General features: G+C 72.1%; 22 protein-coding genes and 1 pseudogene. 18 read left to right on the top strand and 5 right to left on the bottom strand.

The features are described from left to right. Positions 1-49 precede the first annotated feature (49 nt). Positions 50-181 carry an LPFR motif small protein gene (locus ACGFYH_RS26615; RefSeq protein WP_393805693.1) on the bottom strand — a complete coding sequence of 44 codons (132 nt, stop codon included), beginning with the start codon at positions 179-181 and terminating at the stop codon, positions 50-52. Between the two features lie 120 nt (positions 182-301). Continuing rightward, the gene (locus ACGFYH_RS26610; RefSeq protein ID WP_393805692.1) at positions 302-1,171 is read right to left on the bottom strand and encodes a hypothetical protein; all 870 of its coding nucleotides are present in this window, start codon (positions 1,169-1,171) and stop codon (positions 302-304) included. 65 nt (positions 1,172-1,236) lie between these two features. Here ACGFYH_RS26610 and ACGFYH_RS26605 point away from each other — a divergent pair. Then, positions 1,237-1,383 (top strand): annotated as a pseudogene (locus tag ACGFYH_RS26605) (DJ-1/PfpI family protein); the annotation flags it as partial. On the opposite strand, the gene ACGFYH_RS26600 reads toward ACGFYH_RS26605, so the two are convergent. Further along, positions 1,373-2,128 (bottom strand): enoyl-CoA hydratase/isomerase family protein, encoded by a 756-nt coding sequence (locus ACGFYH_RS26600; RefSeq protein ID WP_393805691.1) that lies wholly within the window; start codon positions 2,126-2,128, stop codon positions 1,373-1,375. The pseudogene ACGFYH_RS26605 and the gene ACGFYH_RS26600 sit on opposite strands and share 11 nt — an antisense overlap. A gap of 204 nt (positions 2,129-2,332) precedes the next feature. Between ACGFYH_RS26600 and ACGFYH_RS26595 the strand changes: the two genes are divergently transcribed. Then, positions 2,333-2,785, top strand: coding sequence for an ATP-binding protein (locus ACGFYH_RS26595; RefSeq protein WP_393805750.1), 453 nt, complete (start codon positions 2,333-2,335; stop codon positions 2,783-2,785). A 9-nt stretch (positions 2,786-2,794) separates the two neighbouring features. Here ACGFYH_RS26595 and idi read toward each other — a convergent pair whose 3' ends face one another. Next, entirely contained in the window at positions 2,795-3,388 is a 594-nt protein-coding gene (idi, locus tag ACGFYH_RS26590) for an isopentenyl-diphosphate Delta-isomerase (protein ID WP_393805690.1), read from the bottom strand. A 409-nt stretch (positions 3,389-3,797) separates the two neighbouring features. Continuing rightward, positions 3,798-4,736, bottom strand: coding sequence for a cation diffusion facilitator family transporter (locus tag ACGFYH_RS26585; protein ID WP_393805689.1), 939 nt, complete (start codon positions 4,734-4,736; stop codon positions 3,798-3,800). 476 nt (positions 4,737-5,212) lie between these two features. Between ACGFYH_RS26585 and ACGFYH_RS26580 the strand changes: the two genes are divergently transcribed. The 16 genes from ACGFYH_RS26580 to ACGFYH_RS26505 form a co-directional block, all read left to right on the top strand. Next, positions 5,213-7,099, top strand: coding sequence for a DUF5941 domain-containing protein (locus tag ACGFYH_RS26580; RefSeq protein ID WP_393805688.1), 1,887 nt, complete (start codon positions 5,213-5,215; stop codon positions 7,097-7,099). Beyond that, positions 7,096-7,848: a sugar phosphate nucleotidyltransferase gene (locus ACGFYH_RS26575; RefSeq protein WP_393805687.1), complete on the top strand. Its 753-nt coding sequence runs from the start codon at positions 7,096-7,098 to the stop codon at positions 7,846-7,848. The genes ACGFYH_RS26580 and ACGFYH_RS26575 overlap by 4 nt, the downstream gene beginning before the upstream one ends. Continuing rightward, positions 7,836-8,897, top strand: coding sequence for an iron-containing alcohol dehydrogenase family protein (locus ACGFYH_RS26570; protein ID WP_393805686.1), 1,062 nt, complete (start codon positions 7,836-7,838; stop codon positions 8,895-8,897). The genes ACGFYH_RS26575 and ACGFYH_RS26570 overlap by 13 nt, the downstream gene beginning before the upstream one ends. Then, on the top strand, positions 8,875-9,654 hold the full coding sequence (locus ACGFYH_RS26565) for a CDP-alcohol phosphatidyltransferase family protein (RefSeq protein WP_393805685.1): 780 nt from the start codon (positions 8,875-8,877) through the stop codon (positions 9,652-9,654). The genes ACGFYH_RS26570 and ACGFYH_RS26565 overlap by 23 nt, the downstream gene beginning before the upstream one ends. Before the next feature lie 8 nt (positions 9,655-9,662). Then, positions 9,663-10,535, top strand: coding sequence for a glycosyltransferase family 2 protein (locus tag ACGFYH_RS26560; protein ID WP_393805684.1), 873 nt, complete (start codon positions 9,663-9,665; stop codon positions 10,533-10,535). Positions 10,536-10,630: 95 nt separating this feature from the next. Further along, entirely contained in the window at positions 10,631-11,560 is a 930-nt protein-coding gene (locus ACGFYH_RS26555) for an ABC transporter permease (RefSeq protein ID WP_393805683.1), read from the top strand. Further along, entirely contained in the window at positions 11,553-12,341 is a 789-nt protein-coding gene (locus ACGFYH_RS26550) for an ABC transporter ATP-binding protein (protein ID WP_393805682.1), read from the top strand. The genes ACGFYH_RS26555 and ACGFYH_RS26550 overlap by 8 nt, the downstream gene beginning before the upstream one ends. Positions 12,342-12,699: 358 nt before the next feature. Further along, complete coding sequence (gene hpnC / locus ACGFYH_RS26545; protein ID WP_393805681.1) at positions 12,700-13,602, top strand: squalene synthase HpnC; 903 nt, start codon at positions 12,700-12,702, stop codon at positions 13,600-13,602. Then, the gene (hpnD, locus tag ACGFYH_RS26540; protein WP_393805680.1) at positions 13,599-14,549 is read left to right on the top strand and encodes a presqualene diphosphate synthase HpnD; all 951 of its coding nucleotides are present in this window, start codon (positions 13,599-13,601) and stop codon (positions 14,547-14,549) included. The genes hpnC and hpnD overlap by 4 nt, the downstream gene beginning before the upstream one ends. Continuing rightward, entirely contained in the window at positions 14,549-14,707 is a 159-nt protein-coding gene (locus ACGFYH_RS26535) for a DUF6380 family protein (protein ID WP_393805679.1), read from the top strand. Before hpnD ends, ACGFYH_RS26535 begins: the two co-directional genes overlap by 1 nt. Next, positions 14,704-16,140 carry a hydroxysqualene dehydroxylase HpnE gene (hpnE, locus tag ACGFYH_RS26530; RefSeq protein WP_393805678.1) on the top strand — a complete coding sequence of 479 codons (1,437 nt, stop codon included), beginning with the start codon at positions 14,704-14,706 and terminating at the stop codon, positions 16,138-16,140. Before ACGFYH_RS26535 ends, hpnE begins: the two co-directional genes overlap by 4 nt. A gap of 68 nt (positions 16,141-16,208) precedes the next feature. Further along, the gene (locus tag ACGFYH_RS26525) at positions 16,209-17,273 is read left to right on the top strand and encodes a polyprenyl synthetase family protein (protein WP_393805749.1); all 1,065 of its coding nucleotides are present in this window, start codon (positions 16,209-16,211) and stop codon (positions 17,271-17,273) included. A gap of 118 nt (positions 17,274-17,391) precedes the next feature. After that, complete coding sequence (gene shc, locus ACGFYH_RS26520) at positions 17,392-19,497, top strand: squalene--hopene cyclase (RefSeq protein WP_393805677.1); 2,106 nt, start codon at positions 17,392-17,394, stop codon at positions 19,495-19,497. Next, entirely contained in the window at positions 19,494-20,135 is a 642-nt protein-coding gene (locus tag ACGFYH_RS26515) for a 1-hydroxy-2-methyl-2-butenyl 4-diphosphate reductase (protein WP_393805676.1), read from the top strand. The genes shc and ACGFYH_RS26515 overlap by 4 nt, the downstream gene beginning before the upstream one ends. Positions 20,136-20,141: 6 nt before the next feature. After that, the gene (gene hpnH / locus ACGFYH_RS26510) at positions 20,142-21,164 is read left to right on the top strand and encodes an adenosyl-hopene transferase HpnH (RefSeq protein ID WP_393805675.1); all 1,023 of its coding nucleotides are present in this window, start codon (positions 20,142-20,144) and stop codon (positions 21,162-21,164) included. 4 nt (positions 21,165-21,168) lie between these two features. After that, the coding region (locus ACGFYH_RS26505; protein ID WP_393805674.1) for a flavodoxin-dependent (E)-4-hydroxy-3-methylbut-2-enyl-diphosphate synthase at positions 21,169-21,407 on the top strand (239 nt) is incomplete at its 3' end.

The raw sequence follows: 21,407 nt of genomic DNA, 5'->3' as shown, positions 1-21,407 counted from the left end.
ACGGGGACCGGGACCGAAGCCGGGACCGCGACCGAAACCGGGACCGGGGTCAGCTCCTGTGGCCCCGCGTCGAGGACGAGGCCCCGCCGAAGAGCCGGGCCAGGGCCCGGAAGGGAAGCGTCACCACGGTGGCGATCGCGCCACCGATCTGGCGCAGCACGTCTGCGATGGCACGGAACACGAGGAGCCCCTTTCCTATCCCGGCCCCTCCGGCCGGGAGCCTTACGGGTACCTCCGAATCGGCCCCGCACGCCCCCTCGCGTGTCTGTTCGTATGCCGGGTCGTACCTTCGGGCGCGTCCTCAGCGCCCGGCGAGCAGGTCCGCGGGGAAGGCGCCCGCGCCGAGTGCCGTACGCGCGAAGGCTGTTGCGAGCTCCGTCAGGCGGGCCACGCCCTCCGCTCCCAGGTGCGCGTAGGGCGCCGCGTCCAGCCGGTCCGTCTCCCGTTCGATCCTCTCGCGCAGCGCGGTGCCCTCCTCGGTCAGCCCACCGGCCGCGTCGATCAGCCCGCGGTCGCGCAGCCGCCCGGTGGCCGCGTCCCACTCCTCCCGGGTCCAGCCCCGGGTGGTGAAGATCCACTTCGGCGCCATGCCCTTGCCGGTCGCGGTGTGCGTCACCAGCGCCTCCAGGCCGTCCAGCCCCGCGGTCATGAGCGCGGCGAGGTGGCCGTCGCCCCGGTGCTCGCGCAGCAGTGTCGCCGCGTGCCAGTACGCCAGGTGCGGCGCGTCGGGAACGGGCAGGTCGGCATGGGCCGAGTAGAGCGGGCGGGCGCTGCGCGTGCAGCCCTCGGCGGCGCGCAGGGCCAGGCCGGCGGCCTCCGACATCTCGGCCGACGCGAGGGTCTCCTCGCCCAGCAGACGCCGCAGCGTCGCGTCGACGGCGCGCGCGCGTGCCGCCAGCGCCTGCTCCGGCGTGACCGTCCTCCACACGGCGGGCACGTGCCGGGCGACGAGGTCGTGCTTGTAGTTGTAGAAAGCCGCCGTCACGGCACCCGCCCCGACCGGCCCCAGCGCGGCGGCGCGCACCGCGAAGTTGACGGCCCGGGCGTCGGTGACCCCGAGGGCGGCCAGTTCCCGGCCCAGATCGGGCGAGAAGTAGTGCGTCGAGTGCAGCGAGTTGAGCGCGTTGTGGCAGCGGCGGCCCGAGCGGGCGCCGGCGGCGGCAGTTGTCATGCCACGCACGTTACCAACCGCTCAGTACGTCCTCCAGGCGTGAGTACCGCATGCCAGGAAAGGGCGGCCGGATCGCCGGGGACGACCACCCCGGGGCGGTCCAGCCGCTGACCGAGTACGGCTCGCAGCCGCCCTACGGCGCCGGATCCCCGGCCGAGGCGCCCGCGCACCTCGTCGAGGAGTTCCGTGCCGGGGGCCGGTTCATCCTGACGTGGGCACACTCCAGCCGAAACGCGGCTGTCTGCGTTCCAGGAAGGCGGCGACCCCCTCCGCGGTGTCGCCGCTGCCGCGTGCCTGCGCCGCCCAGTGGGCGTCCCGGTCCGTACGCCCGTCCGCGAACTCCTTCGCCGCGGCCTGCGTCAGCTGTGAGCGGGACGTCAGCAACCGGGTGAACTCCGCCACCCGCCCGCCGAGTTCGCCCTCCGGCAGCACCTCGTCCACCAGACCCGTGCGCAGCGCCCGCGCAGCATCGATCAGCTCCCCGCCGAACAGCAGGTACTTCGCGGTGGCCGGCCCTGTCAACGCCACCAGCCGCCGGGTCGCGGACGCCGGATACACGACCCCCAGCTTGGCCGGGGTCACCCCGAACAGCGCCGACTCGTCGGCGAACCGCAGGTCGCACGCCGCCGCCAACTGCGCCCCGCCTCCCACACAGTGCCCCCGGATCGCCGCGAGTGTCGGCTTGGGGAACGCGGCGAGTGCCTCCTCGGCCCGTACCGCCAGTCGCTGCGCCTGCTCGGCAGACTCCCGCAGGGTCGAGATGTCGGCCCCGGCGCAGAAGGTCGCCCCCTCGCCGGTGAGCACCAGCGCCCGCACCCCGGGGTCCCGGGCCAGGGCGTCGAGCAGCCCGGGCAGCGCCCGCCACATCGCGGTCGTCATGGCGTTGCGCTTGGCCGGGTGGTGGACGACGACGGTGGCGACCGAGTCGGCGACCCGGTGCAGCAGCTGCGGCTCCATGGACCGGATGCTATCCACCGGCCCCCTTCCTTCGAGTGGACGGGTAAGCAGGACAGGAACGGTCCCACAATTGACTGTGTCTTCCGCCAACGATCAGAAACCGCTCGATACCTGCTGACTTGTGTTCAGTTCTCCGGAGTGGAGCGGCGCGTTACCAACACTCGAGGTGTGGTGACAATCGAGCCCAGGGGTGGCGACCGGACGATGGACGAGACCGGGCCCGCCGGGCCGCTGCCGTACGAAGGCGTCTGGCGGTTCACCGCCCCCGCCGTGGACGCGTCGGTCCCGCAGGCCCGGCATGCCGTGCGCGACCTGCTGACACGCCAGGGCGTGCCGGTCTCCGACGACGTCACGCAGGCCCTCCTGCTGATCGTCTCGGAGCTGGTCACGAACGCGGTCCGGCACGCGGCGGTGCTCTCGCCCACGCTCGCCGTGGAGGTCGCCGTCGGGCCCGAGTGGGTGCGGGTGGCCGTGGAGGACGACCACCCCTACCGGCCGACCGCCCTGGAGACCGACCACGGCCGCACCGGAGGGCGGGGCCTGCTCCTGGTCCGCGAGATCACCCGGGAGACGGGCGGCGCCTGCGACGTGGCCCACACCGCGAGCGGCGGCAAGGTGATCTGGGCCGCCCTGCCGCTCAAGCACGCCCTGCGGTAGGGCGCCCGCTCACCAGCCCGTGGACGAGCCCGTCAGCTCGCGGACGGCCGGCCGGGCCGCGTCCAGCACCGTCATGAACCACGCGGAGAAGGCGTCCTTCGCGTGCCGTTCGGCCAGCTCGGCCGGGGACACGAAGGCCGTCCCGGCCACTTCCTCCGGCGCAGGACGGGGTTCGGCCTGCACCAGACCGACGAAGAGGTGGTTGTACTCCTGCTCGACCAGGCCCGAGGCCGGGTCGGGGTGGTTGTAGCGCACCGTGCCCGCCTCGGCGAGCAGGGAGGGCGACACCCCCAGCTCCTCGTACGTCCGCCTGGCCGCCGCCGCGAACGGAGCCTCACCGGGGTAGGGGTGACCGCAGCAGGTGTTGGACCACACACCGGGGGAGTGGTACTTGCCCAGAGCCCGCTGCTGGATCAGCAGCCGCCCCCGCTCGTCGAAGAGGAACACGGAGAAGGCGCGGTGCAGCCGCCCCGGCGGCTGGTGCGCGGCAAGCTTCTCCGCGGTGCCGATCGTCACGCCGTCCTCGTCGACCAGTTCCAGCAAAATCGCGTCTGCGGTGCCGTTCGACGAGCTGGGCGTCGCGGTGGCAGGAGTGATCGGCATACCCATCCTTCACATCGGTCCTCGCGCCCCAAGTGTGCCGTACTGACCCGGCACTCTCGGCACTTCCCGGCACACCGCATGTCCTGCGTTCCCGCGCGGACGCCCGGGTACGACCGGTCGGACACCGAGGAGGGGTCCGATTGGTGATCGTGCCCGCCGCCGCCCGCCGGGAACCGTCCGTTCGCGGGCCGGGCCCGGCAGGGGCGCCGTGGTGGAAGGGGACGGACACGCGGCGGACGGCGGCGCGTTCCGGTGCGTGTCCGTCCCCTGCTGTTCGGGTGCGTACGCGCCCCCCGCGTGTTCGGGTGCGTACGCACCCCGGGACCGTTCGCGAGCGTCGGCGCGTCCCCGGTCGTCCACCGCGTCCACCGTGTTCACCGCGTTCACCGCGTCCACCGCGTTCAGCGACTCAGTGGCACAGTCGCGCCTCGTGCTCCGCGTGACCGCTGGGTTCCAGCTGGAAGGTGCAGTGCTCCACGTCGAAGTGGTCGCCCAGGCAGCCCTGCAGCTCGTGGAGCATCTTCTCGTGGCCGATCGCGCTCAGCGCCTCGCCGTTCACCACCACGTGCGCCGACAGCACGGGCATGCCCGAGGTGATGGTCCAGGCGTGCAGATCGTGCACGTCCTCGACCCCGTCCAGCGCCAGTATGTGGGCCCGCACCTCGGCGATGTCCACGCCCTTGGGAGCCGCTTCCAGCAGCACGTCCAGGGTCTCGCGCAGCAGTCGCCAGGTACGCGGCACGATCATCAGACCGATGAGCAGGGACGCGATCGGGTCGGCCGACTGCCAGCCGGTGGCCAGGATCACCAGCGCCGAGACGATCACCGCCAGGGACCCCAGCGCGTCCGCCGCCACTTCCAGGAAGGCGCCCCGCACGTTCAGGCTCTCCTTCTGGCCGCGCATCAGCAGCGTCAGCGACACCATGTTCGCCACCAGGCCGATCGCGCCGAAGACGACGGTCGTACCGCCCGCGGTGTCGGCCGGCGTGACGAACCGCTCGACCGCCTCGTACAGGACGTAGCCGCCGACCCCGAGCAGCAGCAGACAGTTGGCCAGGGCGGCGAGGATCTCGGCGCGGGCGTAGCCGAAGGTGCGGCGGTCGCTCGGCGGGCGGCTCGCGAAGTGGACGGCCAGCAGCGCCATGCCGAGCCCCAGGGCGTCCGTCGCCATGTGCGCGGCGTCGGCGATCAGGGCGAGCGAGTCGGCGACCAGGCCGCCGACGATCTCGACGACCATGACGGTGAGGGTGATCGCCAGCGCCACCCGGAGCGTGCCGCGGTACGCGGCGGTCGCCGTCCCGCCGGCGTGCGCCCCGTGCGTGTGCCCGTGATCGTGCCCAGCCCCCATGAGAAAGCCGCCTCCCTGTGTGTTCCGGCGTCCGGTGCCCGGCGCCCGGTTGACAGTCAACTACGGGCAGGGGGTACCCGGCAACGCGGCACTGAACACCGTTGTCGTATGCCCTGACCTGCGGAAACGTTATGCAGGTCAGAGCGCTGGAAGGCATCCGGAAGCGCTGCCTCCGCCAAGTGGGGTACGAGGCCGCCGAGGGCCGCGCCGACCCTGTGCCGGCGTCCGGGGGTGGTGCGCGATGTCCGCGATGCCCGGTCTGCGAGCGCGGTTTGTGAGGCGGGCCCCGCATCCACGATGATGATCGCGGCAAAGGCGGGTGCAAGCGGCGTCGACCGACCGTGAAACGGGCGGTGAACACGGCGTTCCAGGTATCCGATAGCCTCTGCCGACATACCGCCCGGGTGCCCCAGGCACGGGCGCTCCACCATGCACAGGCCCGGCGTCCAGGCGTCGGCACCAGGGAGTGAGTTCGGTTGCCGACCGCCATCCTCACCGGTCAGCCGGTCCCCGGTTCGTCGATCGAGAGCGAGCTGCGGTCCCTGGGCTTCGACGTGCACCTCGCCTCCGGCGCCGCCGACACCGGGACCCTCCTCGCCCGGGTCCCGGGCGAGGAGCGGGTCGCCGTCGTCGACGCCCGCTTCGTGGGCCACCCGCACGCCCTGCGCCTCGGCCTCACCGACCCCCGCTTCCCGCTGGCCGCGATCCCGGGCGCCGTGACCGCCCAGCCCGCCGCCCGCCAGGCGCTGACCCGCGCGATGGCCCGCGAGAACTCCGTCGGCGGCGGCATCACGCAGGGCGGCGGCATCGCGCAGGGCGGTGCGGGCGCGTCCTCGCGCGCGATGCCGAGCGTGGCGGACGCCGACGGCCTCGCCGACCGGATCACCGCCGCCCTCGGCGCCGACGGCGCCGACGTGCACCTCCCCGAACTCGGCAGCCTCGTCGCAGCCGTTCCCGCCGACCCGCAGGCCCGCAACGAGGCACGGCAGGCCGTCGCCGCCGTCGACGACGAGGCCGTACGCCTGAAGTCGGCGGTCAAGGCCCGCGACGGCTTCGTCACCACCCACCTCGTCAGCCCCTACTCCCGCTACATCGCCCGCTGGTGCGCGCGCCGCGGCCTGACCCCCAACCAGGTCACCACCGCCTCGCTCGTCACCGCGCTCATAGCGGCGGGCTGCGCCGCCACCGGCACCCGCGGCGGCTTCGTCGCCGCCGGCGTCCTGCTCGTCGCCTCCTTCGTCCTCGACTGCACCGACGGACAGCTCGCGCGGTACTCCCTGCAGTACTCCACGCTCGGCGCCTGGCTCGACGCCACCTTCGACCGCGCCAAGGAGTACGCCTACTACGCGGGCCTCGCCCTCGGCGCCGCCCGCGGCGGGGACGACGTATGGGCCCTCGCCCTCGGCGCGATGGTCCTCCAGACCTGCCGGCACGTCGTCGACTTCTCCTTCAACGAGGCCAACGTCGACAGCACGGCCGCCGCGGCCGACACCAGCCCCACCGCCGCCCTCTCCGACCGGCTCGACAGCGTCGGCTGGACGGTCTGGGTGCGCCGCATGATCGTGCTGCCCATCGGTGAACGCTGGGCCATGATCGCCGTCCTGACCGCGCTCACCACGCCCCGCGTCACCTTCTACGCGCTGCTGGTCGGCTGCGCGTTCGCCGCGACGTACACCACCGCCGGCCGCGTCCTGCGCTCGCTGACCCGCCGGGCCACCCGGACCGACCGGGCGGCGACGGCGCTGGCCGACCTCGCCGACTCAGGTCCGCTCGCCGAGGCCGCGGCCGAGGGCCTGCGGAACACCGCCCTCCGGATGCCCGGCTTCACCGCCCCCGCCGTCGCCCTCCTCGGCGGCGCGGCCGTCGTCGCCACGGCCGCGCTCACCGGCTTCGGCGGTCCGTGGCCGCTCGTCGCCGCCATCGTCCACGTGCTGACCTCCGCCCTCGCCGTCGCCCGCCCCCTCAAAGGCGCCCTCGACTGGCTGGTCCCGCCGTTCTTCCGTGCCGCCGAGTACCTCACCGTCCTGGTACTGGCGGCGGAAGCCGACGTGAACGGGGCCCTTCCGGCGGCTTTCGGGCTGGTTGCCGCGGTCGCCTACCATCACTACGACACGGTCTACCGCATCCGCGGCGGCGCGGGCACGCCGCCCCGGTGGCTGGTGCGGACGATCGGGGGGCACGAGGGCCGCACCCTGGTGATCACCGTGCTCGCCGTGCTGCTCACCGCCCCGCAGTTCAAGGTCGCGCTCACGGTCCTCGCCGTGGCTGTGGCACTCGTGGTGCTCGTCGAGAGCATCCGCTTCTGGGTCGCCGCCCATCAGGTCGGCGCACCCGCCGTACACGACGAAGGAGAACCCGCATGATCGGCCTCGTGCTGGCGGCCGGCGCCGGACGCCGTCTGCGCCCCTACACCGACACCCTGCCCAAGGCACTGGTCCCGGTCGGCCCCGAGGGCGCGGAGGACAGCATCACGGTCCTTGACCTGACGCTGGCGAACTTCGCCGAGGTCGGCCTGACCGAGGTCGGGATCATCGTCGGCTACCGCAAGGAGGCCGTGTACGACCGCAAGGACGAGCTGGAACGCAAGTACGGCGTCAAGCTCACCCTCATCGACAACGACAAGGCCGAGGAGTGGAACAACGCCTACTCCCTGTGGTGCGGCCGTGACGCCCTCGACGACGGGGTGATCCTCGCCAACGGCGACACCGTCCACCCGGTCTCCGTCGAGAAGACCCTGCTCGCCGCCCGCGGCGACGGCAAGAAGATCATCCTGGCCCTCGACACGGTGAAGAACCTCGCCGAGGAGGAGATGAAGGTCGTCGTCGACCCCGACAAGGGCGTCCAGCGCATCACCAAGCTGATGGACCCGGCCGAGGCGACCGGCGAGTACATCGGCGTCACCCTCATCGAGGGCGAGGCCGCCGCCGACCTGGCCGACGCGCTGAAGACCACCTTCGAGCGCGACCCGCAGCTGTACTACGAGGACGGCTACCAGGAACTCGTCAACCGCGGTTTCAAGGTCGACGTGGCGCCGATCGGCGACGTCAAGTGGGTCGAGATCGACAACCACGACGACCTCGCCAGGGGCAGGGAGATCGCGTGCCAGTACTGACGAGGCTCATCCCGTCGCCGGTCGTCGTGGACATCCGCGCGGGTGCTCTCGACGACCTGGGGTGTGTGCTCGCCGACGAGCGCATCTCCCACTCGGGCAAGCTGGCCGTCGCCGTCAGCGGCGGCTCCGGCGCCCGGCTGCGCGAGCGTGTCGCCCCGTCCCTGCCCGGCGCCGACTGGTTCGAGGTCGGCGGCGGCACCCTGGACGACGCGATCAAGCTGGCCGGCGCCATGAAGGGCGGCCACTACGACGCGGTCGTCGGACTCGGCGGCGGCAAGATCATCGACTGCGCCAAGTTCGCCGCGGCCCGCATCGGCCTTCCGCTGGTCGCCGTGCCCACGAACCTCGCGCACGACGGACTGTGCTCCCCGGTCGCCACCCTCGACAACGACGCCGGCCGCGGCTCCTACGGTGTGCCGAACCCGATCGCCGTCGTCATCGACCTGGACGTCATCCGCGCGGCACCGGCCCGCTTCGTGCGCGCCGGCATCGGCGACGCCGTCTCCAACGTCTCCGCGATCGCGGACTGGGAGCTGGCCAACCGGGTCAAGGGCGAGCGGATCGACGGCCTGGCCGCCGCGATGGCCCGCCAGGCCGGCGAGGCCGTGCTCCGGCACCCGGGCGGCATCGGCGACAACGAGTTCCTCCAGGTCCTGGCCGAGGCGCTGGTGCTCAGCGGCATCGCCATGTCGGTCTCCGGCGACTCACGGCCGTCCTCGGGCGCCTGCCACGAGATCAACCACGCCTTCGACCTGCTCTTCCCCGAGCGCGCGGCCGCCCACGGCGAGCAGTGCGGCCTGGGCGCGGCCTTCGCGATGTACCTGCGCGGCGCCCACGAGGAGTCCGCCCACATGGCCGGGGTCCTGCGCCGGCACGGGCTGCCGGTGCTGCCCGAGGAGATCGGGTTCACGCCCGAGGAGTTCTTCCGGGCCGTGGAGTTCGCCCCCCAGACGCGGCCCGGCCGCTACACGATCCTCGAGCACCTCGCCCTCAACCCCGACCAGATCAAGGACCTGTACGCCGACTATGTCAAGGCCATCGGTAGCTGAACTACGCCCGGTCGTCCATCCCGCGGGGGTCAAGGACCGGCGCAGCGGCGAGCACTGGGCGGGACGCCTCTACATGCGCGAGGTCTCGCTGCGGATCGACCGCTACCTGGTGAACACCAGGATCTCGCCCAACCAGCTCACGTACCTGATGACCGTCTGCGGCGTGCTCGCGGCCCCGGCGCTGCTCGTGCCGGGCATCCCGGGCGCCGTACTCGGCGTGGTCGCCGTCCAGCTGTACCTGCTGCTGGACTGCGTCGACGGCGAGATCGCCCGCTGGCGCAAGCAGTACTCGCTCGCCGGCGTCTACCTGGACCGGGTCGGCGCCTACCTGACCGACGCCGCGGTCCTGGTCGGCCTCGGTCTGCGCGCGGCCGACGTGTTCGGCACCGGGCGGATCGACTGGCTGTGGGCCTTCCTCGGCACCCTGGCCGCCCTCGGCGCCATCCTGATCAAGGCCGAGACCGACCTGGTGGGTGTCGCCCGGCACCAGACCGGACTGGCGCCGGTCAAGGAGGCGGCCTCCGAGCCGCGCTCCTCCGGCATGGCGCTGGCCCGCCGGGCCGCCGGGGCGCTCAAGTTCCACCGGCTGATCCTCGGCATCGAGGCGTCGTTGCTGATCCTCGTCCTCGCGATCGTCGACGAGAGCCGCGGCGACCTGTTCTTCACCCGCCTCGGCACCGCCGTACTCGCCGGCATCGCGCTGCTGCAGACCCTGCTGCACCTGGTGTCCATCCTCGCCTCCAGCAGGCTGAGGTGAGCGCGGCCATGAAGGTCGGCGCCGTCGTCATCACGATGGGCAACCGCCCCGACGAGCTGCGCGCCCTGCTCGACTCGGTGGCGGGGCAGGACGGCGACCCGGTCGAGGTGGTCGTGGTCGGCAACGGCTCGCCCGTTCCGGAGGTGCCGCAGGGCGTGCGCACCGTCGAGCTGCCCGAGAACCTGGGCATCCCCGGCGGCCGCAACGTCGGCATCGAGGCCTTCGGTCCCGGCGGCCGGGACGTCGACATCCTGCTCTTCCTCGACGACGACGGCCTGCTCGCCCGCACCGACACCGCCGAGCTGTGCCGCGAGGCGTTCGCGGCCGACGACGAGCTGGGCATCATCAGCTTCCGCATCGCCGACCCGGACACCGGCGAGACCCAGCGGCGGCACGTCCCGCGGCTGCGCGCCTCGGACCCGATGCGCTCCTCCCGGGTGACGACCTTCCTCGGCGGGGCCAACGCCGTCCGCACCCGCGTCCTCGCCCAGGTCGGCGGTCTGCCGGACGCCTTCTTCTACGCCCACGAGGAGACCGACCTGGCCTGGCGGGCACTCGACGCGGGCTGGATGATCGACTACCGGTCCGACATGGTGCTGAACCACCCCACGACCGCGCCGTCCCGGCACGCGGTCTACCACCGCATGGTCGCCCGCAACCGCGTCTGGCTCGCCCGCCGCAACCTCCCCGCGCTCCTGGTCCCGGTCTACCTCGGCGTCTGGATGCTGCTCACCCTGCTGCGCCGCCCGTCGCGACCGGCGCTGAAGGCCTGGTTCGGCGGGTTCCGGGAGGGCTGGGCCACTTCCTGTGGCCCACGTCGGCCCATGAGGTGGCGTACGGTGTGGCGCCTGACCCGGCTGGGCCGCCCCCCGGTGATCTGACAAGCTCGTACCGAGAGCGTTCGGGCCCCGTCCGGGGTCAAAGGTCCGTGCCAGGCCCACGCGGCCGAGCATTCCGAAGACGAAAGTTTCCACCAGTGAGTGAGACAACGCACGACGGCACGGTCGCCATGACCAAGCCCGTGTCGCCCGACGAGGGCCTCACACCGGCCCGGCTCGCCGCCAAGTACGGGCTGACCGTGAGCGGTGCCAGGCCGTCCCTCATGGAGTACGTCCGTCAGCTCTGGGGACGGCGGCACTTCATCCTCGCCTTCTCCCAGGCGAAGCTGACCGCCCAGTACAGCCAGGCCAAGCTCGGCCAGCTGTGGCAGGTGGCCACCCCGCTGCTGAACGCGTGCGTCTACTTCCTGATCTTCGGTCTGATCCTGAACGCGGGCCGGGGCATGTCCAAGGACGTGTACATCCCGTTCCTGGTGACGGGTGTGTTCGTCTTCACCTTCACCCAGTCCTCCGCGATGGCGGGCGTGCGGGCCATCGCCGGCAACCTCGGACTGGTGCGGGCGCTGCACTTCCCGCGCGCCTCGCTGCCGGTCTCGTTCGCGCTCCAGCAGCTCCAGCAACTGCTGGCCTCGATGATCGTCATGTTCGCGGTGGTCATCGGCTTCGGCAGCTATCCCTCGCTGTCCTGGCTGCTGGTCGTCCCGGTGCTCGTCCTGCAGTTCCTCTTCAACGTGGGGCTGTCACTGATCGTGGCCCGGATGGGGGCCAAGACACCGGACCTGGCCCAGCTGATGCCGTTCATCATGCGCACCTGGATGTACGCGTCGGGCGTCATGTTCTCCATCCCGGTCATGCTGAAGGACAAGCCCGCCTGGCTCGCCGACGTGCTCCAGTGGAACCCCGCCGCCGTCTACATGGACCTGGTGCGCTTCGCGCTGATCGACGGGTACGGCTCCGAGAACCTGCCGCCGCACGTGTGGGCGGTCGCGCTCGGCTGGGCCGTGCTCCTCGCCGCGGGCGGCTTCGTGTACTTCTGGAAGGCGGAGGAGAGGTACGGCCGTGGCTGAACAGCAGCAGGACCAGCGGGTGCCGACGGTCATCGCGGACGAGCTGCACATCGTCTACCGCGTCAACGGCACCAGGACCGGCAAGGGCAGTGCCACCGCCGCCCTGAGCCGGATGATCAAGCGGGGCTCCGACGACGCGGCACGGGGCGTGCGCAAGGTGCACGCCGTGCGCGGCGTCTCCTTCACCGCCTACCGGGGCGAGGCCATCGGCCTGATCGGTTCCAACGGCTCCGGCAAGTCGACCCTGCTGCGGGCCATCGCCGGCCTGCTGCCCGCCGAGCGCGGCAAGGTCTACACCGACGGCCAGCCCTCCCTGCTCGGTGTGAACGCGGCCCTGATGAACGACCTGACCGGCGAGCGGAACGTCATCCTCGGCGGCCTGGCCATGGGGATGACCCGCGAACAGATCAAGGAGCGCTACCAGGACATCGTCGACTTCTCGGGCATCAACGAGAAGGGCGACTTCATCACCCTGCCGATGCGCACCTACTCCTCCGGCATGGCCGCCCGGCTGCGTTTCTCCATCGCCGCCGCCAAGGACCACGACGTCCTGATGATCGACGAGGCGCTGGCCACCGGCGACCGCAAGTTCCAGACCCGCTCCGAGGAGCGCATCCGGGAACTGCGCAAGGAGGCCGGTACCGTCTTCCTGGTCAGCCACAACAACAAGTCCATCCGCGACACCTGCAACAGGGTCCTGTGGCTGGAGCGCGGTGAGCTGCGCATGGACGGCCCGACGGACGAGGTGCTCAAGGAGTACGAGAAGTTCACGGGCAAGTGACCCGGCCCGCGGGGCCTCGCCGGAACCGGCCCGGCGAGGCCCCGCGTCTGCAAAGGAAACGTCAACTCCTGGCGTTCTCAGGAATCTTGAACTCAATCGGTGTGTTGTTGTGATGCGCGGTGCACCCCGACGGACGGCCGTTGGTTGTACAACGTAAGCTGTACCGGTCCCGAAACGCGGCACATGGGGCGATAATGCCCGACACCCTTGAGCACGGCTGCCGCGCGGGTGGCGAAGCGGCGTGTCCGAAATAGTGTGTATTGGGTCGGCAGTGTAGAACGGGAGATGTGACGGCAATGGCTACGGAAACTCCCCGGCTCCGCGAAGCATGCGCCGTCCCCGCCCAGGGCAGCCCGCGATGACGGTCACCGACGCGGCGCGGGCCGCCGATCCGGAGCGCGGCACCCTCGCCAAGGCCGCGGACGAGAACTTCCCCGTCGCGCCGTTCTTCCTGCCCCGCGACTGGCGCACCGACCTCATGGCCGTGTACGGCTTCGCCCGTCTCGTCGACGACATCGGCGACGGCGACCTCGCCCCCGGCGGCGCGGACGCCCGCCTCCTCGGTGTCCCCTCGGACCACGCCGGCGACCGGCTGCTGATGCTGGACGCCTTCGAGGAGGACCTGCGCAGGGTCTTCGACGGCACGCCCCGCCACCCGCTGCTGCGCCGCCTCCGCCCCACCGTGCGCCGCCGCTCGCTGACCCCCGAGCCGTTCCTCGGCCTGATCGCCGCCAACCGCCAGGACCAACTGGTCACGCGGTACGAGACCTACGACGACCTCCTCGCCTACTGCGAACTGTCCGCCAACCCGGTCGGCCGGCTCGTGCTCGGCGTCACCGGCACCTCGACCCCCGAACGGATCCGCCGCTCCGACGAGATCTGCACCGCCCTGCAGATCGTCGAGCACCTGCAGGACGTCGCCGAGGACCTGGGCCGGGACCGGATCTATCTGCCCGCCGAGGACATGAGGCGTTTCCACGTCCGTCGGACGGACCTTGCCGCGCCCACCGCGAACGCGTCCGTACGCGCGCTGATCGCGTACGAGGCGGAGCGCGCCCGCGACCTGCTGAACCAGGGCGCCCCCCTGGTGGGTAGCGTCCGCGGCAGGCTGCGGCTGCTGCTGGCGGGGTTCGTGGCGGGGGGAAGGGCGGCGCTCCGGGCGATCGCCGCGGCGGATCACGACGTACTTCCCGGCCCGCCCAAGCCCGGCAAGGTCCAGTTGCTGCGCGAGGCGGGCGTGGTCCTGCGAGGAGAGGGGTGATCGGGTCCGTGGAGTCGTCAGCGAACATGCCGGCACCGGTGCTCGCCGCCTACAGCTACTGCGAGGCCGTCACCGGTCGGCAGGCACGCAACTTCGCCTACGGCATCCGGCTGCTGCCCACGCCCAAGCGGCGGGCGATGTCGGCGCTGTACGCGTTCTCGCGCCGTGTCGACGACATCGGCGACGGCGTGCTGGCGGACGACGTCAAGGTCGCCCGGCTGGACGACACCCGGGCGGTGCTCGCCCGGATCCACGACGGTGAGGTCGACGAGGACGACACCGACCCGGTCGCCGTCGCCCTCGCCCACGCTGCCCGGCAGTTCCCGATCCCGCTCGGCGGCCTCGACGAGCTGATCGACGGCGTTCAGATGGACCTGCGCGGCGAGACCTACGAGACCTGGGACGATCTGAAGGTCTACTGCCGCTGCGTGGCGGGCGCCATCGGCCGTCTCTCGCTCGGCGTGTTCGGCACCGAACCGGGGCCGCGCGGCGCCGAGCGCGCGCCGGAGTACGCCGACACGCTCGGACTCGCACTGCAGCTCACCAACATCCTGCGCGACGTCCGGGAGGACGCCCAGGGCGGCCGCACCTACCTGCCCGCCGACGACCTCGCCAAGTTCGGCTGCTCGACCGGGTTCAACGGGCCGACACCACCCGAGGGATCCGACTTCGCGGGCCTCGTGCACTTCGAAGTGCGTCGGGCCCGCGCCCTTTTCGCCGAGGGCTACCGGCTGCTGCCCATGCTCGACCGGCGCAGCGGCGCCTGCGTGGCGGCCATGGCCGGCATCTACCGCCGTCTCCTGGACCGCATCGAGCGCGATCCGGAGGCCGTGCTGCGCGGCCGGGTCTCCCTGCCCGGACACGAGAAGGCGTACGTCGCCGTGCGTGGCCTGTCCGGCCTCGACACCCGGCACGTCACCCGGCGGACCGTCAGGAGGCGCGCCTGATGGACACACCCGGCACACTCGACAGACCGGATTCGCACAAGAGCACCGGCGCGGAACGACGGGCAACCCTGCGGTGGCGGTCGGCGTCCCTGACTGAGACGGTCGGCCGTACGCCGTTCACACACCACGGCGACCGGACAGGGAAGGGCGCACCATGACGCAGGGCAACGGCACGCGCGACGGCGGGCGGCTCGCCGACGTCTCGGCCCTCCGGCCCGGCGGGCACGCCGTCGTGGTCGGCGGCGGACTCGCCGGGGTCACCACCGCGCTCGCGCTCGCCGGCGCCGGGGTGCGCGTCACCCTGCTCGAAGGACGCCCGCGGCTGGGCGGACTCGCCTTCTCCTTCCAGCGCGGTGACCTCACCGTCGACAACGGCCAGCACGTCTACCTGCGCTGCTGCACCGCCTACCGCTGGTTCCTCGACCGGATCGGTGCAGCGGCACTCGCGCCGGTGCAGGACCGTCTCGACGTGCCCGTACTCGACCTGGCCCGGCCGGAGGGACGCCGGCTCGGCAGGCTGCGGCGCGACGCGCTGCCCGTGCCCCTGCACCTGGGGCGCAGCCTGGCGGTCTACCCGCACCTCTCCCTCGCCGAACGCGCCTCGGTGGGGCGGGCCGCGCTCGCGCTCAAGGGGCTCGACCTCGCCGACCCGACCCTGGACACCCAGGACTTCGGCAGCTGGCTGACCGCGCACGGCCAGTCCGCGCGTGCCATCGAGGCCCTGTGGGACCTGGTCGGGGTCGCCACCCTCAACGCGGTCGCGGGCGACGCCTCGCTGGGGCTCGCCGCGATGGTGTTCAAGACCGGTCTGCTCTCCGACCCGGGCGCGGCCGACATCGGCTGGGCCCGGGTCCCGCTGGGTGAACTGCACGACCGGCTGGCCCGCAAGGCGCTCGACTCCGCGGGCGTGCGTACCGAGGTCCGTACACGCGTCACCTCCCTCCGTATGAACGAGAACGGCGGCTGGAGCGTTCAGGTTCCCGGGGAGGCGCTCGACGCGGACGCGGTCGTCCTCGCCGTGCCCCAGCGCGAGGCGCACGACCTGCTGCCGGACGGCGCGCTCGACGCCCCCGACCGTCTTCTGCGGATCGGCACCGCGCCGATCCTCAACATCCACGTGATCTACGACCGCAAGGTGCTCGCCACGCCGTTCCTCACGGCCCTCGGCACCCCGGTGCAGTGGGTGTTCGACCGTACCGAGGCCTCCGGACTGAAGGAGGGTCAGTACCTGGCGCTGTCCCAGTCGACCGCGCAGCACGAGATCGACGAGCCCGTGGCCGCGTTGCGCGAGCGGTACCTGCCCGAACTGGAGCGGCTGCTGCCCCGCACCCGGGGCGCCGAGGTGAGGGACTTCTTCGTGACCAGGGAGCGCACCGCGACGTTCGCCCCCGCCCCCGGCGTCGGCCGCCTCCGGCCCGGCGCCCGCACCAAGGCACCCGGCCTCTACCTGGCCGGAGCGTGGACCGCCACCGGGTGGCCCGCGACCATGGAGAGTGCGGTTCGCAGCGGCGTCGGGGCGGCGGCCGCCGCGCTCGGTGCCCTGGGCCGGTCCCGCGGCCTCCTCCCCGACTTCTTCGAGGAGGCGGCGTGAGAGCCGATCCGCGGGGGGCCGACTCCCGCACTCCCGGTACCGCAACTGGAGGAAAGACTGTGCCCACTGTGCCCCCGGCCCCGAAGGCCGACCGACGGACCACGGTGGACGTGACCGCGCTTCTGGAGCGCGGCCGGACCCTGGCCACGCCGGTCCTGCGGGCTGCAGTCGACCGGCTGGCCCCTCCCATGGACACCGTCGCCGCCTACCACTTCGGCTGGATCGACGCCCAGGGCAACCCCGCGGACGGCGACGGCGGCAAGGCCGTCCGCCCCGCCCTCGCCGTGCTCTCCGCCGAGGTCACGGGCGCCGCGCCCGAGGCCGGCGTACCCGGCGCGGTGGCCGTGGAACTGGTGCACAACTTCTCCCTCCTGCACGACGACCTGATGGACGGCGACGAGCAGCGCCGCCACCGCGACACCGTCTGGAAGGTGCACGGCCCCGCCCAGGCCATCCTGGTCGGCGACGCCCTGTTCGCCCTCGCCAACGAGGTGCTCCTCGAACTGGGCACCGCCGAGGCCGGCCGCGCCACCCGCCGGCTGACCAAGGCCAGCCGCTCCCTGATCGACGGTCAGGCCCAGGACATCTCCTACGAGCACCGCGACCGCGTCAGCGTCGAGGAGTGCCTGGAGATGGAGGGCAACAAGACCGGCGCACTGCTCGCCTGCGCCAGCTCCATCGGCGCGGTGCTCGGCGGCGCCGACGAGCACACCGCCGACACCCTTGAGAAGTACGGCTACCACCTCGGCCTCGCCTTCCAGGCCGTCGACGACCTGCTGGGCGTCTGGGGCGACCCGGACGCCACCGGAAAGCAGACCTGGAGCGACCTGCGCCAGCGCAAGAAGTCGCTGCCGGTCGTGGCCGCCCTCGCGGCCGGCGGGCCCGCCTCGGAGCGGCTCGGCGAGATCCTCGCCGCCGACGCCAAGGCCAGCGACTTCGCGAACTTCTCGGAGGAGGAGTTCGCGGCCCGCGCCGCCCTCATCGAGGAAGCGGGCGGGCGGGAGTGGACCGCCGACGAGGCGCGCCGCCAGCACACCATCGCCATCGAAGCCCTCGACGCCGTCGACATGCCCGACCGGGTGCGGGACCGGTTCACGGCGCTCGCGGACTTCGTCGTCGTACGAAAGAGATGATCATTATCGGTCGAATAGCCCTCGCGTAGTCGCCGGCCGGTGTCGTGAACGCACGAGCACCGGCCGACGGCGGACCCACAGCAGACGCACCGTATGCACACTGCACGAAGGGGAAGCCATGACAGCGACGACCGACGGAAGCACCGGGGCCTCCCTGCGGCCCCTGGCGCCCTCGGCCAGCGACACCGACATCACGATCCCCGCCGCGGCGGCCGGGGTACCCGAAGCCGCCGCACGGGCCACCCGGCGTGCCACCGACTTCCTCCTCTCCAGGCAGGACGCGGAAGGCTGGTGGAAGGGCGACCTGGAGACCAACGTCACGATGGACGCCGAGGACCTGCTCCTGCGTCAGTTCCTCGGCATCCAGGACGAGGAGACCACCCGCGCCGCCGCCCTGTTCATCCGCGGCGAGCAGCGCGAGGACGGCACCTGGGCCACCTTCTACGGCGGGCCCGGCGAACTGTCCGCCACCGTCGAGGCCTACGTCGCCCTCCGCCTGGCCGGTGACACGCCCGACGCGCCGCACATGGCGCGGGCCTCCGAGTGGATCAGGTCCCGCGGCGGAATCGCCTCCGCCCGGGTCTTCACCCGGATCTGGCTGGCCCTCTTCGGCTGGTGGAAATGGGACGACCTGCCCGAACTCCCGCCGGAGCTCATCTACTTCCCCACCTGGTTCCCGCTCAACATCTACGACTTCGGCTGCTGGGCCCGGCAGACCATCGTGCCGCTCACCATCGTCTCCGCGAAGCGGCCGGTGCGTCCCGCGCCCTTCCCGCTGGACGAACTGCACACCGACCCGGCCCGGCCCAACCCCCAGCGCCCCCTGGCACCGGCGGCCAGCTGGGACGGTGCCTTCCAGCGCATCGACAGGGCCCTGCACACCTACCGCAAGGTCGCCCCGCGCCGGCTGCGCCGGGCCGCGATGAACAGCGCCGCCCGCTGGATCATCGAGCGGCAGGAGAACGACGGCTGCTGGGGCGGCATCCAGCCCCCGGCCGTCTACTCCGTCATCGCCCTCTACCTGCTCGGCTACGACCTCGAACACCCCGTGATGCGCGCGGGCCTGGAGTCGCTGGACCGTTTCGCCGTGTGGCGCGAGGACGGGGCCCGGATGATCGAGGCCTGCCAGTCCCCGGTGTGGGACACCTGCCTGGCCACCATCGCGCTGGCCGACGCAGGAGTGCCCGAGGACCACCCGCAGCTGGTGAAGGCCTCGGACTGGATGCTCGGCGAACAGATCGTGCGCCCCGGCGACTGGTCGGTGAAGCGCCCCGGACTCCCGCCCGGCGGCTGGGCGTTCGAGTTCCACAACGACAACTACCCGGACATCGACGACACCGCCGAGGTGGTCCTCGCCCTGCGCCGCGTCAAGCACCACGACCCGGAGCGGGTGGAGAAGGCGATCGGCCGCGGGGTGCGCTGGAACCTCGGCATGCAGTCGAAGAACGGCGCCTGGGGCGCGTTCGACGCCGACAACACCAGCGCCTTCCCCAACCGGCTGCCGTTCTGCGACTTCGGCGAGGTCATCGACCCGCCGTCCGCGGACGTCACCGCGCACGTCGTCGAGATGCTCGCCGTCGAGGGCCTCGCCCACGACCCGCGCACCCGGCGCGGCATCCGGTGGCTGCTCGACGCGCAGGAGGCGGACGGCTCGTGGTTCGGCCGCTGGGGCGTCAACTACGTCTACGGCACCGGGTCCGTGATCCCCGCCCTGACCGCCGCCGGTCTTCCCACCTCGCACCCGGCCATCCGCCGCGCGGTGACCTGGCTGGAGTCCGTCCAGAACGAGGACGGCGGCTGGGGCGAGGACCTGCGTTCCTACCGGTACGTCCGGGAGTGGAGCGGCCGGGGCGCCTCGACCGCCTCGCAGACGGGCTGGGCGCTGATGGCCCTGCTGGCGGCGGGGGAGCGGGAGTCCAAGGCCGTGGAGCGCGGCATCGGGTGGCTCGCGGCCACTCAGCGGGAGGACGGCTCCTGGGACGAGCCGTACTTCACGGGCACCGGCTTCCCGTGGGACTTCTCCATCAACTACCACCTCTACCGCCAGGTGTTCCCGCTCACCGCCCTCGGCCGGTACCTCCACGGAGAACCCTTCGCCGACAGGTCCCGGGCGGCGAAGCCCCCCACCGAGCGGCCCGCCACCGCCCCGGTCGCCACCGCCCCTGCCGCGGCCGAATCTTCCGTGGCCGAGGCTTCCGTGACGGAGGTGAAGGGCGGCCGATGAACCCGCAGACCGGCCCGACGCCGCTGCTGATCGCCTGCGCGCTCGGCATCGAGCACCTCGCCCTGCGCACCGGCGACCGCGGTGGCGCCGGCGGGCCGGTCACCGTCCTGCGCACCGGAATGGGCCCGAAGGCGGCCGAGCGCTCGGTCGCCCGGGTCCTCGCGGACCCGGAGCTCGACACCGCCGCCGTGCTCGCCACGGGCTTCTGCGCGGGACTCGCCCCCGGCATGCACCCCGGCGACCTGGTCGTCGCCGAGGAGACCCGGGATCCGCGCTGCACCGTCGCATGCGTGGCGACCGGCCGGCTCGTCGAAGAACTCGCGCGAGCCGTCCCGGGGCGCACCGTCCACACCGGGCCGCTGACCGGCTCGGACCACGTCGTCCGCGGCCCCGAACGGGCCGACCTGCTCGCCACCGGCGCGATCGCCGTGGACATGGAGTCCGCGGCCACGCTCCTGAGCGCCGTCCGCGGGGGCCCGCGCCCGGTTGCGGCCGTCCGGGTGGTCGTGGACGCTCCAGAACACGAACTCGTCCGGATCGGTACGGTGCGCGGTGGAATATCGGCTTTCCGCGTCCTTCGATCCGTTCTTCCCGCATTTTTCGAATGGCACCGTTCTTTGTTGCTCCCCCGGAGGTGAGTCCAGATGGCCATGCCGCTGCGCCAGTCCATCAAGGTCGCTACATACCTGGCCGAACAGAAGATTCGCCGACGGGACAAGTTCCCGCTCATCGTGGAGCTGGAGCCGCTCTTCGCCTGCAACCTGAAGTGTGAGGGGTGCGGCAAGATCCAGCACCCGGCCGGGGTGCTCAAGCAGCGCATGCCGGTCGCGCAGGCCGTGGGAGCGGTGCTGGAATCCGGTGCGCCGATGGTCTCCATCGCGGGCGGCGAGCCCCTGATGCACCCGCAGATCGACGAGATCGTGCGGCAGCTGGTGGCCAAGCGGAAGTACGTCTTCCTCTGCACCAACGCGCTGCTCATGCGCAAGAAGATGGACAAGTTCAAGCCTTCGCCGTACTTCGCCTTCGCGGTGCACATCGACGGGCTGCGCGAGCGGCACGACGAGTCGGTGGCGAAGGAGGGAGTGTTCGACGAGGCCGTGGAGGCCATCAAGGAGGCCAAGCGGCGCGGCTTCCGGGTGACCACCAACTCGACCTTCTTCAACACCGACACCCCGCAGACCATCGTCGAGGTCCTCAACTTCCTCAACGACGACCTCCAGGTCGACGAGATGATGATCTCGCCCGCCTACGCCTACGAGAAAGCGCCCGACCAGGAGCACTTCCTGGGCGTGGAGCAGACCCGCGAGCTGTTCAAGAAGGCATTCTCGGGCGGCAACCGGGCCCGCTGGCGGCTCAACCACTCCCCGCTGTTCCTCGACTTCCTCGAGGGCAAGGTCGACTTCCCGTGCACCGCGTGGGCTATCCCGAACTACTCCCTCTTCGGCTGGCAGCGCCCCTGCTACCTGATGAGCGACGGGTACGTCCCGACCTACCGGGAGCTGATCGAGGACACCGACTGGGACAAGTACGGCCGCGGCAAGGACCCGCGCTGCGCCAACTGCATGGCGCACTGCGGCTACGAGCCCACCGCTGTCCTGGCCACCATGGGTTCGCTCAAGGAGTCCCTGCGGGCCATGCGCGAGACCGTCTCCTCGAACCGGGGGTGACGGCATGACCGCCATCCGGCTGGGCCTGCCCGAGGTACCGGCCCGGCCGATCGCCGAGCGGCGCGTGTCGCGGCGGATCCAGGTCGGGCCGGTGGCGGTGGGCGGCGACGCCCCGGTGTCGGTGCAGTCCATGACGACCACCCGTACGTCCGACATCGGGGCGACGCTCCAGCAGATCGCCGAGCTGACGGCGTCCGGCTGCCAGATCGTCCGGGTGGCCTGTCCCACGCAGGACGACGCCGA

The organism is Streptomyces sp. NPDC048392, assembly GCF_043200575.1.
Taxonomy (GTDB): Bacteria; Actinomycetota; Actinomycetes; order Streptomycetales; family Streptomycetaceae; genus Streptomyces.
The sequence above is the reverse complement of the archived record's forward strand: the minus strand, read 5'-3'. Positions and strand labels throughout refer to the sequence as shown.

Bases quoted from the DNA above. Each gene is read 5' to 3' on its own strand.
- ACGFYH_RS26610 (WP_393805692.1), bottom strand. From the start codon at position 1,171: ATGACAACTGCCGCCGCCGGCGCCCGCTCGGGCCGCCGCTGCCACAAC.
- ACGFYH_RS26600 (WP_393805691.1), bottom strand. From the start codon at position 2,128: ATGGAGCCGCAGCTGCTGCACCGGGTCGCCGACTCGGTCGCCACCGTC.
- ACGFYH_RS26595 (WP_393805750.1), top strand. From the start codon at position 2,333: ATGGACGAGACCGGGCCCGCCGGGCCGCTGCCGTACGAAGGCGTCTGG.
- idi (WP_393805690.1), bottom strand. From the start codon at position 3,388: ATGCCGATCACTCCTGCCACCGCGACGCCCAGCTCGTCGAACGGCACC.
- ACGFYH_RS26585 (WP_393805689.1), bottom strand. From the start codon at position 4,736: ATGGGGGCTGGGCACGATCACGGGCACACGCACGGGGCGCACGCCGGC.
- ACGFYH_RS26575 (WP_393805687.1), top strand. From the start codon at position 7,096: ATGATCGGCCTCGTGCTGGCGGCCGGCGCCGGACGCCGTCTGCGCCCC.
- ACGFYH_RS26565 (WP_393805685.1), top strand. From the start codon at position 8,875: ATGTCAAGGCCATCGGTAGCTGAACTACGCCCGGTCGTCCATCCCGCG.
- ACGFYH_RS26560 (WP_393805684.1), top strand. From the start codon at position 9,663: ATGAAGGTCGGCGCCGTCGTCATCACGATGGGCAACCGCCCCGACGAG.
- hpnC (WP_393805681.1), top strand. From the start codon at position 12,700: ATGACGGTCACCGACGCGGCGCGGGCCGCCGATCCGGAGCGCGGCACC.
- ACGFYH_RS26535 (WP_393805679.1), top strand. From the start codon at position 14,549: ATGGACACACCCGGCACACTCGACAGACCGGATTCGCACAAGAGCACC.
- hpnE (WP_393805678.1), top strand. From the start codon at position 14,704: ATGACGCAGGGCAACGGCACGCGCGACGGCGGGCGGCTCGCCGACGTC.
- shc (WP_393805677.1), top strand. From the start codon at position 17,392: ATGACAGCGACGACCGACGGAAGCACCGGGGCCTCCCTGCGGCCCCTG.
- ACGFYH_RS26515 (WP_393805676.1), top strand. From the start codon at position 19,494: ATGAACCCGCAGACCGGCCCGACGCCGCTGCTGATCGCCTGCGCGCTC.
- hpnH (WP_393805675.1), top strand. From the start codon at position 20,142: ATGGCCATGCCGCTGCGCCAGTCCATCAAGGTCGCTACATACCTGGCC.